Annotated in this window: 12 protein-coding genes; 1 reads left to right on the top strand and 11 read right to left on the bottom strand. The window is 64.3% G+C overall.

What is annotated here, in order from left to right; genetic code table 11:
• Window positions 1–49: 49 nt before the first annotated feature.
• Entirely contained in the window at window positions 50–1,138 is a 1,089-nt protein-coding gene (locus FPZ54_RS16650; RefSeq protein ID WP_145848945.1) for an acyltransferase family protein, read from the top strand.
• A 19-nt stretch (window positions 1,139–1,157) separates the two neighbouring features.
• On the opposite strand, the gene wecB is transcribed toward FPZ54_RS16650, so the two are convergent.
• From wecB to tviB, 11 genes are all read right to left on the bottom strand, one after another.
• On the bottom strand, window positions 1,158–2,255 hold the full coding sequence (gene wecB, locus FPZ54_RS16645) for a non-hydrolyzing UDP-N-acetylglucosamine 2-epimerase (protein WP_145848944.1): 1,098 nt from the start codon (window positions 2,253–2,255) through the stop codon (window positions 1,158–1,160).
• A 39-nt stretch (window positions 2,256–2,294) separates the two neighbouring features.
• Entirely contained in the window at window positions 2,295–3,764 is a 1,470-nt protein-coding gene (gene rfaE1, locus FPZ54_RS16640; protein ID WP_145848943.1) for a D-glycero-beta-D-manno-heptose-7-phosphate kinase, read from the bottom strand.
• The gene (rfaD, locus tag FPZ54_RS16635; RefSeq protein ID WP_222428324.1) at window positions 3,764–4,759 is read right to left on the bottom strand and encodes an ADP-glyceromanno-heptose 6-epimerase; all 996 of its coding nucleotides are present in this window, start codon (window positions 4,757–4,759) and stop codon (window positions 3,764–3,766) included. The genes rfaE1 and rfaD overlap by 1 nt, the downstream gene beginning before the upstream one ends.
• Window positions 4,760–4,810: 51 nt before the next feature.
• Window positions 4,811–5,488, bottom strand: coding sequence for a class I SAM-dependent methyltransferase (locus tag FPZ54_RS16630; protein ID WP_145848942.1), 678 nt, complete (start codon window positions 5,486–5,488; stop codon window positions 4,811–4,813).
• A gap of 77 nt (window positions 5,489–5,565) precedes the next feature.
• Window positions 5,566–7,041 (bottom strand): lipopolysaccharide biosynthesis protein, encoded by a 1,476-nt coding sequence (locus FPZ54_RS16625; RefSeq protein ID WP_145848941.1) that lies wholly within the window; start codon window positions 7,039–7,041, stop codon window positions 5,566–5,568.
• Window positions 7,038–8,129: a glycosyltransferase family 9 protein gene (locus tag FPZ54_RS16620; protein ID WP_145848940.1), complete on the bottom strand. Its 1,092-nt coding sequence runs from the start codon at window positions 8,127–8,129 to the stop codon at window positions 7,038–7,040. Before FPZ54_RS16620 ends, FPZ54_RS16625 begins: the two co-directional genes overlap by 4 nt.
• On the bottom strand, window positions 8,126–9,313 hold the full coding sequence (locus tag FPZ54_RS16615; RefSeq protein ID WP_145848939.1) for a glycosyltransferase: 1,188 nt from the start codon (window positions 9,311–9,313) through the stop codon (window positions 8,126–8,128). Before FPZ54_RS16615 ends, FPZ54_RS16620 begins: the two co-directional genes overlap by 4 nt.
• A gap of 22 nt (window positions 9,314–9,335) precedes the next feature.
• Window positions 9,336–10,463 (bottom strand): glycosyltransferase family 4 protein, encoded by a 1,128-nt coding sequence (locus FPZ54_RS16610; protein WP_145848938.1) that lies wholly within the window; start codon window positions 10,461–10,463, stop codon window positions 9,336–9,338.
• Window positions 10,464–10,475: 12 nt separating this feature from the next.
• Complete coding sequence (locus FPZ54_RS16605) at window positions 10,476–11,690, bottom strand: O-antigen ligase family protein (protein WP_186456806.1); 1,215 nt, start codon at window positions 11,688–11,690, stop codon at window positions 10,476–10,478.
• 127 nt (window positions 11,691–11,817) lie between these two features.
• A complete protein-coding gene (locus FPZ54_RS19970; RefSeq protein WP_338419567.1) occupies window positions 11,818–13,536 on the bottom strand; it encodes an HAD-IIIA family hydrolase in 1,719 nt (572 codons plus the stop codon).
• Between the two features lie 16 nt (window positions 13,537–13,552).
• Window positions 13,553–14,836: a Vi polysaccharide biosynthesis UDP-N-acetylglucosamine C-6 dehydrogenase TviB gene (gene tviB / locus FPZ54_RS16585; protein ID WP_145848936.1), complete on the bottom strand. Its 1,284-nt coding sequence runs from the start codon at window positions 14,834–14,836 to the stop codon at window positions 13,553–13,555.
• Window positions 14,837–14,908 lie beyond the last annotated feature (72 nt).

The following is a 14,908-nucleotide window of genomic DNA, read 5'->3' as shown; positions in this document are numbered from 1 at the left end:
GGGGGCAGACCATGGTGCTGCACCGCCATTAGCCGGAAGGTCAGGACGCTTGGTTCCCTCTCAGACCTCGAAACCCACTGTCATCAACGTTCAGTATCTGCGCGCGCTTGCCGCGATCATCGTTGCCTTCAGTCATTCGGCTGCCGACGTCGCCCGACTTCACGGTGTGCAGGTCGATTTCCCGCTTCCCGGGCCGTTCGGGGTCGAGATTTTCTTCGTCATCAGCGGTTTCATCATCTGCCACGCCAATCTGGACCGCGCGGGTCAGGGCGGCAAACGGGTCCTGCGTTTCCTGAACGGACGTTTCTGGCGAATCGTCCCCTTCTACTGGCTCTGCACCACGCTCTATCTTGCCATCGCGATGCTAGCGGCAGGGACCGTCAACCGGGACAGCACTTCGATCGCGCATGTCGTCGCATCCTACGCATTCCTGCCCTGGCCCGCACCCGATGGCCGCATCGGGCCGGTCTATGCGCTGGGCTGGTCACTCAATTTCGAGATGTTTTTCTACGCATTCTTTGCCGGGGCAATGTTTCTGCGGCCGCGCTGGGCACTTGCCGCGCTGACGCTGGTCTTTGTCAGCCTCGCCGCGCTCCATCCCTATTTTCCCGAGCCGGGCGCGCTAGCCTTCTGGTCGGCCCCCTATATCCTGGAATTCGTCATCGGAATGTGGCTCTCGGTCCTGTCGCGCCGGATAGACTGGCGCGGGCCGGGCTGGGCGTTCTGGCCCGTCGCGCTCGCAATCCTCGCCATTGCCGCAGCGTTTTTCCAAGCCCGCCATGTCCCCGGTTCCGGCGAAGGGGTCACGCCATGGTCCATTTTGTTCGCGAGCCTGCTTGTGGCTGCCGGCGTTTTCCTGCGCCCGGCGAACGACGTTGCAGGCATTTTCGGCCGCGTCGGGGACAGCAGCTATTCGCTCTACCTGCTGCACATGTTCGTGATCCGCGCTGGGGTGATCGCGCTCGGGATTACCGGTGTCTATTGGCCCTATCCACTGACGATGCTGGCGCTGGTCGCAGCGTCGTGCATCGTTTCATGGTACTCGTTCCGCTATATCGAAACCTGGTTCGCGGAACAGGCGCGACGCCGCCCCAAAGACGGCGACCCCATGGCTGGCGCGACAACCAGCATCGCCTGAACCCCGCGCGAACCGGGGATCAACGCGCGCGAGCGAGCAGACGTTCGAGTTCGGCGACGATCCGAGGCGCGGTCTTGCCGTCCCATAATTCGGGGATGCCGCCCTGCTTCCATTGGCCGGCCAGCAATCGTTCCAGCGCCGGGGGAATGGCGGACGGGTCAGTGCCGAGCAACGCGTTCGTTCCAGTCTCCACCGTCTCGGGCCGCTCGGTCGAATCGCGCAATGTCATACAGGGGACACCCATCACGGTCGTTTCCTCGGTGACCCCGCCCGAATCGGTGATGACGCCCATCGCGTGCTTCACCAGCCAGTTGAATTCCAGATAGGGCTGCGGCTCGATCAGTCGCAGCGTTTCGGGCACCGGCACGCTCGCCAGCGTCTTTGCGGTGCGTGGATGAACAGGGAAGATCACCGGAATACCGGCTGCGCTTCCTGCAATCGCATCGAGCATCGCCCGCAACCGCCCGACATCGTCGACATTGGACGGGCGATGCAGCGTAACGACGAGATAGCGCCCGGGCTCCAGATCCGCCGCGCCGTCGAACACCGGCGGCACGAACCGGTCGATATTGTAGAGCAAGGTGTCGATCATCGTGTTGCCGACGAAGAAGATACGGTCCTCCTCGACACCCGACCGGCGCAGGTTCGCATTGGCATGTGCGCTGGTGGTGAAGAACCAGTTGGTGACCGCGTCGGTCGCCAGCCGGTTGATCTCCTCCGGCATCGACCAGTCTCCCGACCGGATTCCCGCCTCCACATGCGCCACCGGCACATGCAGCTTCTGCGCCGCGATCGCGCAGGCCATCGTCGACGTCACATCGCCCACGACCAGGCACAGGTCGGCGCGGCGATCCATCAGGACCTGCTCATAGCGGACCATGATCGCTCCGGTCTGTTCGGCCTGGGTGCCGGAACCAACCTCCAGATTGACATCGGGTTCGGGGATTTCCAGCTGCTGAAAGAACGCGCCCGACATGCGCTGGTCATAATGCTGCCCGGTATGGATCAGCCGGAAGCGCAGCGGCCCGCCCTCCGCCGACCGGGTGGTGAGCGCCCGGATGATCGGGGCGATCTTCATGAAATTGGGCCGGGTTCCGGCGATGATGTCGATCAGCATTGGTCGTGCAGTCCTGAATATGATGTCAGCAGGCGCGGGTCAGGCGGCGGATTCCGCCGTGCCGTTACGCATCTGCGTCGCGATGCGGGTGGTCGAATGCCCTTGCTTGAGTTCGACGAGATGCACCCGCCCCCCCCAGGATTTGACCAGATCGCCGCCGACCACCTCGTCCTCGCGATAGTCGCTGCCCTTGATGATGACATTGGGGCGCAGCAGGCGAATCAGTTCGAGCGGCGTATCCTCGTCGAACAGCGTGACCAGGCTCACCCCCTTGATGCTCGCCATCACCTCGGCCCGCGATGCTTCGTCCTGCAACGGACGTTCCGGCCCCTTCAACCGCTTCACCGATGCGTCGGAATTGAGCGCGACGACCAGCCGGTCGCAACTTTCCGCCGCGCCTTGGAGCAGCCGGATATGGCCGGGATGGATGAGGTCGAAACAGCCATTGGCGAATCCGATCGACAGCCCCTCTTCGTGCCAGCGCGCACACTGGATGGCCGCGCGGTCGCGATCGATCGCGACGACCGCCGTCTCATCCACCGCTCGCGCTTCGTTGAGCGCCGCGACCAACTCATTCTGCTCGATCGCCGCCGTGCCATGCTTGCCGACGACGATGCCCGCCGCGACATTGGCGAGGTGCATTGCCGACGCCGTATCGTGACCCGCGGCGAGGGCGAGCGAGAAGGTGGCGACCACCGTATCACCAGCACCCGAAACGTCGAACACTTCCCGCGCCTTGGCCGCGCTGTGGATGGGCGCCGCGCCGTCGCGAAAATAGCTCATTCCCTGCTCGGACCTGGTCACCAACAGGTCTGCGCCCGAGGCTGCAATCGCGTGGCTCGCCGCGCGCTCACAATCGCTCTCGCTCGCGCACGACAGGCCAGTGGCCGCGGTCAGCTCCTTGCGGTTGGGCGTGATGACGCTGGCGCCGCGATAGGCCGACAGGTCCGATCGCTTGGGATCGACCAGCACAGGCACGCCCGCCGCCCGGGCATGTTCGAATGCGCCGGCCAGAACGGTATCGGACAGGAGACCCTTCGCATAGTCGCTGAGGATCAGAACCCCCGCACCCGCCAGTGCGGCCTGGAGCGCCGCCAGAATCCGGGCTGTCGTCTCATCCGAGATCGTCTCGCGCTGCTCGCGGTCGACGCGGACGATCTGATGGTTGCCGCCCAGATAGCGGGTCTTGAGCGTCGTCGGTCGCGCTTCGCTTTCCACCAGTTGCAGGTCGATGACGCCCGGGCGTGTCGAGAGCTCATGCCGCAGCCGCGCGCCCGCCGCGTCCGCGCCGATCACACCGATCAGGGTCGCGACACCGCCCAGCGCGGCAACATTGGCGGCGACGTTCGCGGCGCCGCCAGGGACATAGCGCTCCTCAACGACATGGATGATCGGGACCGGCGCCTCCTCGGACACGCGCGAGACGCTGCCGCGGACATAATGGTCGAGCATCACATCGCCCAGAATGACTGCGCGGGCACGGTCGAACCCGAGTTCGTCGCGTCGCATCAGCGGTTCCCGCCGTAGCGCTGCGTCCAGTCGCGCACGGTCCCCGCCACGCCTTCTTCAAGCGAGGCGAACGGGCGGTCATATCCCGCCGCTCTCAAGCGCCCCATCTCCGCCTGGGTGAAATATTGGTACCTGTCGCGGATCTCCACCGGGGTGTCGACAAAGTCGATCGCCGGGTCGCGGTCCAGCGCGACGAACACCGACGTTGCGAGATCGCGGAAACTGCGCGCCTGTCCGGTCCCCAGGTTGAAGATACCGTTCGCTTCCGGATGATCGAGCAGCCAGAGGATCACCGACACGCAATCATCGACATGAACAAAATCGCGCAGCTGACCGCCATCTTCATAATCGGGATGGTGCGAGCGGAACAAGGTAACCCGCTCGCCCGCAGTCACCCGCGGCGTGATCTGGCTGACCACCGAACGCATCGACCCCTTATGCTCCTCCCGCGTGCCATAGACGTTGAAGAAGCGCAGCCCGGCCCAGTGACGCGGCGTCGGCGCGCCTTCGGCCACATCGCGGGCGAAGCGGCGGTCCGCGACCAGCTTGCTCCAGCCATAGCCGTTGAGGGGACGAAGCCGGGCGAGCGCCTCCACGCTCCAGTCGTCATCGAACCCCTGCGCGCCGTCGCCATAAACCGCTGCGGACGATGCGTAGAGAAAACTCGCGCCGCTGGCGATGCTCCAGTCCCAAAGGTCGATCGTCAGACGGACGTTATTCTCCACCAGCCGGTCGGCATCACGCTCCGTGGTCGCGCTGATCGCGCCCATATGCACGATCGCCGAGATGCGATCGTCATGCTTGCGGAGCGTTTCGTTCAGCAGCGTCGGCGGAACGATATCGTAGAGATCGACATCTTCAAGGTTCCGCCACTTGTCGCCCGTCTCGAGCCAGTCGCAGACGATCACTCGCTGCCCGCGCGCGGCAAGCGCGGCCGTGACGTTGGAGCCGATGAATCCGCCCCCGCCCGTAACCAGAATCAGATCACCGGACATGTACCACCTCAACTATCGCTTCGTTGCTCCGGATTTCGGCCCACCTTTGGTTCAACGCTTGAAGAACTTTCCAACCGCGCGGCTCGCGACATTGCGTGCCAGATCCGCCGCATTGAACCCGCCGACCTTGAAATTGAGGGCCTCAATCGGCGGCAGCTGGATCGGAAAGTCGCGATGGCGCTCGGGCTGGCGGGTTCCGACATAGAAGAGATAGACGTCAAGCGTAGGCGGCGGCGTGTAGGATTCGTACAGCACCGTGAACCCCGCCTTTTCGTGCAGGCGCCGCATCGCGAGCGGGCTGAACCGGTAATAGTCGCCGAACTGACCGGGTTCGAAATGCATCTTCTGCTTGAACGGAACCACGGTGATGATGAGGTCGCTAGTCAGTTTGGCGATCTGATTGAATGCGAACACCGGGTCTTCGATATGTTCGAGCACAGTGTGCGAGAAGGCGACGTCGAACGTGCCCTCCAGCTCGGCTGGAGCCGGGGCCCCAAGGTCGAGCGAAACGGCGGTGTGCGCCCCTTCCCCGCCCCGCGCGGTATCATCGCCATAGTTGGACACGGTGTAGCGCGCGCCAGGGGCGAAATAGGACCGGTAGAGACCGCCTTCCTTATCGCCATCCTTCCAGCCGGAGACATTGATGACATTCGCGGATGGTGGAAGATGGGCGAGCACCTTGCGAAGCTCGACATTGCTCCAATGACGCGGGCTAGGGACGGTAAGCATCGGGGAACCTCTTCAGCGAATGGACGGCAATTGCGCGCGATGGGAAAGCGTTCGGGAGTAAGCGCAGGCTTCTGACATCACGATGACTGTTCCCCACTGTGCCGCCCCCGTCTCAGCACCATGGACAGCGTCTCCATCGCCATCCGCCCGGCGCGCGGCGGGATCAGACGGAGCCACAGTCCGATGGCGGCGAGATAGACGAACATGGCGAGCGAAGCCACAATGATGATCCGCATCAGGATGTTGAGATGATCGACAAGCGGATCCACCGCCAGCGCAGCGGGCCACATGAGCGCACCCGCAACAACGATCGGAGCGAAATCCGCGATCTGGCCACGCACGCCATAGCCGATCGATCGCGCGACAGCGAGCGCACCCATGGGGAGCATAAGGATCAAAAACCCGGCCTGCGCCCAAGCCAGGGTAGAAAATCCATAGCCGCCAAATGCCAGCGCCACCGCGCACATGCCACCCGCGCGGACCAGATGCTGCGCGAACACCAACCAGTTTTGTCCGACCGCCCGCAATGCCTTCGAGAAGATCGCATAGACCGGATAAAATCCCGCCGCGAGACATAGCGCCTGCAACACGGGGGCCGCCGGGCCCCATTGCGCACCGAAGAGCAGGCGTACCAGCGGGTCGGCGACCAGAGCGACGCACCACATGATCGCCGCAGTCGCTGCGAAATTGATGAACGCCGCCTCGCGCAGCGCATTTGCCAATCGGGCGCGGTCGTGCTGGACGGCCGAGAATGCGGGAAAGGCAACCCGCGTGACGACGCCCGACATCAGGCGCGCGAGCAACAGCTGAAAGCTCGCCGCCCGCTGATACTGGCCGGCGTCGGCAGGCCCGGCGAAATGCCCGATCGTCAGCGATGCGATCCGCGATTCGACCTCCGCGAGCATCCCGATCCCGACGCTCGATGCGCCAAAGCCGCCAAGCTGCCGCAGCGAATTCCACGAAAAGGTCAGGCGTGGTCGCCAGCTCGACTGAAGCCACAGCATCGCGGTGGTCACCCCGGAGGCGACGATGGCCTGGGCAACGATTGCCCAGGGTCCCGCGCCCCTGAGCGCGACGCCAACGCCGACGGCTCCACCGGCGACCTGTGCGATCAGAGAAGTGAGGGTGATCGCGCGGACATCAAGTGTCTTATAGAACAGGCTGATCTGAATGCTGGCGGGAGCTCCGATCAGCAGGTTGACGCCATAGGCGATCGCCAGTGGCGTCAGGACAGGCTGATCGAACCAGGCCGCAAGCCAGGGCCCCAGTCCCGCCAGCGCCGCACCCAATACCAGTGCCAGCCCCAGCTGCGCCCAGAACAGCGTCGACTTGTCGGTCTCGCTGGGTTTTGGGGTTTGGATCAACGCCGCGCCCAACCCGCCTTCGGCAAGCGTGGTGGCGATCCCGACGAACATGCTGAGCATTGCGACGAGACCGAAATCGGCAGGCGTCAACAAGCGCGCCAACACGATGGTGAAGGCGAGCGCCAGCCCGTTCTTGACCCCGATCTCCGCCAGGTTCCACCCGGCCGCCTTCAGTACGCGCCGCTTCATGACACCCGTCGATCGGGCGCAACGGCATCGGTCGTGCGAAGTCCCCGGCACGAAGGCGTCGGCGCGTCATCGAGCGCGGCCGCCACCGCCGCACATGCCATATCGACTGTGATGCCAGTCATGCAGCCGGGCGCGGCGCACCCGCTGACAAAGCCTGGGCGGTAGCAGGGCGAGCACGCCCAACCCAATCGAACGGGGTAGAGGCGCCGAGAAAACGGCCCCGTGAAGCCCGGATTGGTCGGTCCGTACAGGCCGACGATCGGGGCATCCGCCCAGGCCGCCAGATGCGACGCACCCGAACACGCCGTGACGACACATGCCACGCCGCTCAGCGAGCTGGCCGCAAGTGCGGGTGTCGCCGGGGTCGAGAGGGTGACGCGGCCACGTCGTTCAGGCGATATCTCCGCGAACACCCGGTCGAGCACGGCGCGTTCGGGCGGGGCGGCGAACAGCTCTATCGCGGCGTCCGGCCAGCGATCCGCGATCTGCTCGGCCAGTCGGGCGAACGCCGTTTCCGGCCACGCCTTGTGCTGTTCGATCTTCGTGCCGACGGCCGGGGCGAGCACGATCCTGCGCGCCGTACCGTCCTGCACGGATTCGGTGGCGCTCAGGTCGGGGAACCGCAATTCGTCCTGCGCGATGGGCAGATCCGCAGTCGTAAAGAAGCGCGCGAACAACTCCGCCTTGTGCTCGCCTGGGCGCGGAAGAACGGCACCCCCCGGAGTCATGGCCTCGTTCCCGGGAACGACCGTGCGCCGCGCCCCGACGAGCCCCCCGAGCAGACGCGCGAACCGCTCCGAGGTCATGTGCGGCATGACGAAGATGTCCAACCGGGCGCGGCGCAGCGCCCATGCAACGTGCAACATACGCAACAGGCGGCGCCATTTCGACCCGCCCGACAGGATATGGGTGTGTTTCGCCGCCTGCCAGTCGACCGCTTCGAACAGGCCGGCTTCGAGCCGCGACTTCACCACGATCTCCAGGCGTCCGCCCGGACCGATCAGGCGATCAACCGCATGGATCGCCGGGAGCGCACTGATGACGTCGCCCAGCCCGTGATGGACCATTATACCGATACGCTGGCTCATCGCGACCGCAGCGGCGACAGGGTCGGCCAGCGCCGGACGACCTGATCGGCGAGATAGCGGTCGCTTTCTTCGATCGTATGATGCTTCGCAAATGCCCAGGCGGCATTCTGGCAGTCCGCCCGGAAGGCGGCATCGGCAGCCATATGGGCCAAAGCCGCGACGAGACGGTCAAGATCCTCGGGCGGGACCAGGATGCCGCGAACCCCGTCCTCGACCGCGCTCGGAATTCCACCGACGTCCGACGCCACGACCGGGCAGCCGCGGGCCATCGCCTCGAGCACGACCTTTGGCGTCCCTTCGCTGACGCTTGGATGCGCGAAAATATCGGCCTCGTCATAGGCGCGCCACAGATCCGGGCCATGCGAAACGCCACCTGGCATGTGGACATGGGCGCGCACGCCCAATTCGTCCGCGAGCGCTTCGAGTTCGGCGCGCTTCGGCCCCTCCCCCAGGATGCAGAGTTCCCAACGGGGGTCCTGCGCGCGAAGCCGCGCCAGCGCGCGGATCAGCAGTTGTTGGTTCTTGACCGCCTGAAGCCGCCCCACCGCAAGAATGCGCAGTCGATCGCCTGCGCAGCGCGGAGTCACCTGCCCCATATCCTTCAAACTATGCGCGGTAGACAGGACGAGATGCCGTTCGGCGGCTTGATGATGTTTCTCATATGCGGCCTTGCCTTGGGCAAAGACCATCTGCCCCCGCGAGACCCGACGCTCGCACCAGTCATAAAGACCGAGCGCAAGCCGAAGCCCGGCGCCAAGACCGAAACCCTTGGTCAACGGAATCGTGCGCGCGAGCGCGCCGGTATCCCCGACGATCTGATGAAAACACGGCTTGCCTAGCCGCCGCGCCACGAGCGCTCCGGTAACCCCGGTCCAGTCGGGCATTCGCGCGTGGATCACATCGACATCGGCCATCGCACGCACGCCACGCATATAGGCAAGCGGCTGCACGGCCATTGCCCCGAGTTCGGTGGGCCAGCCGGGTATTGTGACGATCGTCAGATTGGGATGATCGACGCGATAAAAGCCGGAAGGGGGCGGCGTTTCACGCACCTTGCAGAGCATCACCACGCGATCGAACACGCGACACATGCCCGCCAGATAATCGCCAAAGCCGCCATTGGTGTAATAGCGCCCCTCGTGACGGTGAAAGAGCTTCACGGTAAAGATGCCGAGCGTCGCCACGCCTAAATTCCCCTGCGTTTCTTCAGCGTGCCAGCTGGCGATAAAGCGCCGTATAGTTGGACAGCATCGCCTGTTCGGAGAAATGCGCCTCCATACGTTGCCGCGACGCCGCGCCCATCCGCTCGCGCAACGCGTCGTCGGTGACGAGCATACATACCCGCGCCGCCGCGGCCGCGACGTCGCCGTCAGGCACGATGAATCCGTTCTCCCCCTCGATCACCTGATCGGCGATCCCGCCGACATCGGTCGCCACCAGGGGGAGGCCCGCGCTCATCGCTTCGAGGACTGCGACCGACAGCCCCTCGCGATGGCTGGTGAACAAAAACAGGTCGAGCGCTGCCAGGACCGGTGTCACATCGTGCAGCAGCCCGTGAAATAAGACCCGGTCGGCGATACCGAAATCGCGGGCCATCGCTTCGAGCGACGCGCGCTCCGGCCCCTCGCCAACGATGTGCCACGCGACATCATGCCCGTCGTCGCTTAGCACTTTCGCGACGCGCAGGAAATCGTCCCAGCCCTTATAGTCGAGCAAATGGCCGATCATTCCGACGTGATGGCGCGCCACCGGACCCGGCAACGCGCCGCCCGCAGACCCGGCAAAGGGCTTAACGCCATTGTGGACGAGATGGAGCCGCTGTCGCCCGACCACCGGCGCAAGCCGGTCGAAGCCGTCCTTGCTGACGGCAACGACCCCATCGGCCAGCCGAAGCGTGAAATGGCGATCGACCGTGCCATGGATCGCCCGCGCCAGTCGCGATCGGTTTACATTGTCCGCGATCATAACCGGCCGCGTCACCAGCGATGCGATCCCCAAGCTGCGCGCCGCCCGGACACAGGCGAGATCGAGCGCTGCGCCGCCTTGCGAATGGATGAGATCGACACGGTGCACCCGCGCCACCTCCTTGATGCGTCTGGCGCCTGCGAAATCCCTCCAGCCGCGCAGTTCAAAATCGACGAGGGTGAGGCCGGTGGCCTCCAGTTCGCCCCACAGGGCGCCACGCTGCGGATAGGCGATGACGACATCCAGGCCCAGTTCCTGCCAACGCGGCGCAAGGTTGGCCGCCCGCCGTTCAGGTCCGGTGATCCCCGCCACCTGGCCCGCGACTTCCACGGGCGCGCACGCCGCCTGCAATACGCGAATACGATTCACTAACCTGTCCCCTTACGCAGCGCGTGCCGGCATCGACCCAGGATGCTGGGCCCTGGGGACTCGCTTCCATCCGAGTCCCGCCCGCCATTCCGCAGCGAGCATCGCCCCTGCGACGAACCCCAGCATCGCGGCCTGCATCAGATCACGCCGCAAAAAGCCGCTCGAATGCGTCCAGCTATCGACCACCACGACAAGCAGCGCCGCAATACCGCAACCCGCCCAGGCACTGACGATCGGACTCGGGCTTTTCAACCGCCGCACAAACAATGCGACGAAGCCGCCGAACACGGACATGTACAGCACGAAACCGATCAGTCCGTAATCGTTCAGATAGCGCATCGGCACCGAGTGAATGGGCAGCGACAGGTCCGGATATCCATTTGGGCCGGATGCCCCGATCAGCGGGTTGTTGAGGAAGTTGCGCCAGGCATGTTCAAGGTGACTGAACCGCTCCAGATTGGTGTTCCCCTCATCAAGGCTCTGGGTCAGGCGATAGAATTGCGAGGAATCGGAGAAACCCAGGTAAATCAGCGCCAGGAGAACCACCGCAGCGCCGATTGATGCGATCAGGATTCGCGACGGTTTGGGATTGAGTACCAGGGCGATCACAGCGGCCCCAAGGATCGCGAGAATTCCCGAGCGCGAAAAGCTGAGAAACACGCCGATAACGCCTAATCCGATCGCGCCCCATGCGGCCATGTTGCGCAATCGCGACCCGAAACTGATTCCATTGTCGGTCAACGCAACGACCACGGAGAAAGATACTAGCAGGGCCTGGATCTGATTATACACATGGACGACCGGCTGACTTCCCCGCACGCGCCCCACCTGCTCGAACGACATCAACGAAACATCGAACACGGCATCATATTCGAGGCGGGTGAACATGGGAAAAATCCCCGCCATCATGTCGGGAAATCGCCAGGCGGCACCTGATCCGAAGAACTGGGCGATGCCAAGCAACGCCTGGAATGCCGCGATCGCGATGATCGTCGCTACAACCCGCCTGTTGTCGGTGAACGTCGCGAGGGCAAACAATCCCAGAAACACGAAGAAGGTCATTAGATTGAGGACTGCGCCCGCCATGAAATCGCGGGGCATGTCGCCGAATATATCCAGCGCACCAGCGATAAGAATCAGCGATAGCCAGGCGGCAACGATCCAGCGCAGTTCCGCAGACAGCTCCCAGGCCGGCAACAGCCGCCCATAGATGATCGCGAGACCCAACCCCGCAGCGCCAAGCGCCAACCAGATCGGGACCGGGCCGACAAAGAAATAGGAAAAGCTCGACGCCATGACGATCGTCGCGGCAACGATCGTCGTTGCAATCCCATATTCGAACCGGGTGACCGGCCTAGGCGTCGCCATCGAGACGTTCCCCTGCTGCGATCAGTTCCGAAAGGGCGAAGGTGATGTGATAAAGGCTGGACGCCGGAACGGCCTGGTCTACAAATCCACCCTCGGCCGTCCGCCGTTCGGACCAGAGGGCAGGGTTTTCCGGCAATCGATAGGACATCATCATCTCGAACGCCTGACATGCCGCGGCCGAGGCGGCGGGATCTCCCGTCCTCGCAAAACGCTTGAGACTGGCCTTTAGACGCTCGGTATGAGTCCACAAGCGCGAACTTGTCTTGCGCGACCGGCCATCGAGATAGACTTCTTCATGAACCATGCCGGTGGCGTGATCCACGCCATAGATCTCGCCGGTGGCGCGCAACGCTTCGGCAACCGGATCGACCGCGCCTGACCGCTCGGCCAGCTCGCCGAGGAGATAGCACCACTCGAACTGGTGGCCCGGCTCGATCACTTCGCCGGTTTCGCCCGGAAACGGGCCCAGATCGTCCGCGAAATACTCGGGCAGCGCGCAATGGTCGGGCCGATAGAGCCGCTCGCGGGCGAGCGTTCCAAGCCGCTGCGCGCGATGTAGATGCGCGTCCTCGTCGGTCGCCGCGTGCAGCGCCAGCAACGCCTCCAGCAAGTGCATATGGGGGTTCTGGCGGCGGGGCAGCGACGGGTCGATCTCGCCTTCGCGATACCCGCCCTCAGGGTGGACCCAGTTCGCGTCGAGCCATTCCACCAGCCGGTTCGCCGCAGCAAAGGCAGGCGCGTGGCCACCAAGCGCTGCCCCGCCCTCTGCAAGCGCCAGAAGGACGAAGGCAAGATCATAAAGATCGCGTCGGTCATCGATCGGCACGCCGTCGTTGGATAGCAGGTGACGCGTCCCGCCATCGGGATTGAGGCCGCGCTCCAGCAGCACGCCAAGCCCCGCCTCGACCGCCTCGCGCCACGGGCCATCCCAGCCCAATCGTCCAGCGCGCGCATAGACGAAGGTCTGCCGCGCCTGCACGCGCACCCGTCGCGGCATAGCGACCGGCGCGCCCGTGCGTGCAATCTGTTCGTGAAAGCACCCGGTTCGGCGGTCGAAGCCGGTCGTCCACCAGAAGGGAAAGGCAGTGTCGAACAGCCAGGCACGCGCCTCGCGCGCCGCCTGCGCTATGCCATCGGGTGCAGCCCGCGAGTTCCGCGCGATTGCAGCGGCGAGTTCATGCCGCACCGCGTCCAGCAGCGCGCCGGGCGCCACCTTCACACTGCGCACTCCCGCCCGCACGCCGGCTTCGACGTCGAGATCCTTGTCGCCGATCATCACGGAACGGGCAGGATCGACGGGAAATTCGGTGAGCGCGCGACGAAGCATACCCGGAGCGGGCTTACGGTCGGGGTGGTCGGCATGGGCGAGACGTGCGACGGTGCCGTCGGGGTGATACGGGCAGTGATAGAATGCGTCGATCCGCGCGCCATGTTCGGCCAGCTGCGCAAGCATATGGGCGTGGAAGGCGCGCATGTCCGCCTCAGAATACAGCCCGCGCGCGATCCCCGACTGGTTGGTGACGACAAAGACCAGTGCGCCCATTTTGTTGGCATGGCGGATCGCCTCGATCGCGCCGGGCAGCCACCGCAGATCCTCAACCCGCACCGTATAGCCTTCGTCCTCGATCAGCGTGCCGTCGCGATCGAGAAACAGCGCCGGGCGACGCGCACGCCAGTCCTGGGTCATGATCTCGTACCCTTCCATCCAGTCGGTCGCACGATCAAAGCCGCAGATCGGCCTCCTCCGGCGCGAAAGCATATTTCAGGTCGTACAGCACATGCTCGGCACGCCCATAAGCCCGCGCCGCCGCCGCGCCCCCCTTACGAAACGCATCATGTGCCACAGCAAGGATGATCGCGTCATAGGCGCCCGCCTCGGGCTCGGACACCGGGCTGACGCCATATTCATGCCGGGCTTCGCCCGCATCGACCCATGGATCATGGACATCGACCGCCATCCCATATTGCTCCAGCTCGGCGATGATATCGACCACCCGGGTATTGCGCAGGTCAGGGCAGTTTTCCTTGAAGGTCAGCCCCATCAGCAGCACGCGAGAGCCGTGAACCTGAATGCGCCGCCGCAGCATCGCCTTGATCAGCTGGGACGCGACATAGGCGCCCATCCCGTCGTTCAGTCGGCGACCGGCGAGGATGATCTCGGGATGGTAGCCAATCGTCTGCGCCTTGTGGGTCAGATAATAGGGATCGACGCCGATACAGTGCCCGCCGACCAGTCCCGGGCGGAAGGGCAGGAAGTTCCACTTGGTTCCCGCCGCCTTCAACACCGCTTCGGTATCGATGCCCATGCGGTTGAAGATGATCGCGAGTTCGTTGACGAGCGCGATGTTGAGGTCGCGCTGGGTATTCTCGATCACCTTCGCCGCTTCGGCCACGCGGATCGACTCCGCCTTGTAGGTGCCCGCAGTGATGATCTCACCATAAAGGCGATCGACCAGATCGGCGACTTCGGGGGTGGAACCGGAAGTGACCTTGCGGATCGTCGGAAGACGGTGCTCCTTGTCGCCTGGATTGATCCGCTCCGGGCTGTAGCCCGCGTAGAAATCCTGGTTGTAGGTGAGGCCGGACACCCGTTCGAGGATCGGAACGCAGTCCTCCTCGGTCGCGCCGGGATAGACCGTCGATTCATAGATCACGATATCGCCGCGCTTGAGACATTTGCCCACCGTTTCCGATGCGCGCAGCAGCGGCGTGAGGTCGGGCCGCTTGTGCGCGTCGATCGGCGTCGGCACCGTGACGATAAAGACGTTACAGTCGGCAAGATCATCAAGGCTGGTCGTGAAGCGAAGATATGCAGCCTCTTTCAGTTCTTCAGACTCGACTTCCAGCGTGCTGTCATGTCCATCGTTGAGTGCCGCGATGCGCGTGGTGTTGATATCGAAGCCGATAACGGGGCGACGCTTGCCGAACTCGACGGCGAGCGGCAGGCCGACATAGCCGAGTCCGATGACGGCGACGCGCAACTGATCGATCGTGGGAAGGCTCAATGTCTGTCTCGCTCGTTAAAGTTTGTGCAGGGTGAAGATCGAAACGCGGAACAGCAGCCGCCGTGGCGCAAG

It is taken from the genome of Sphingomonas suaedae (assembly GCF_007833215.1).
Lineage (GTDB): Bacteria > Pseudomonadota > Alphaproteobacteria > Sphingomonadales > Sphingomonadaceae > Sphingomonas > Sphingomonas suaedae.
The sequence above is the reverse complement of the archived record's forward strand: the minus strand, read 5'-3'. Positions and strand labels throughout refer to the sequence as shown.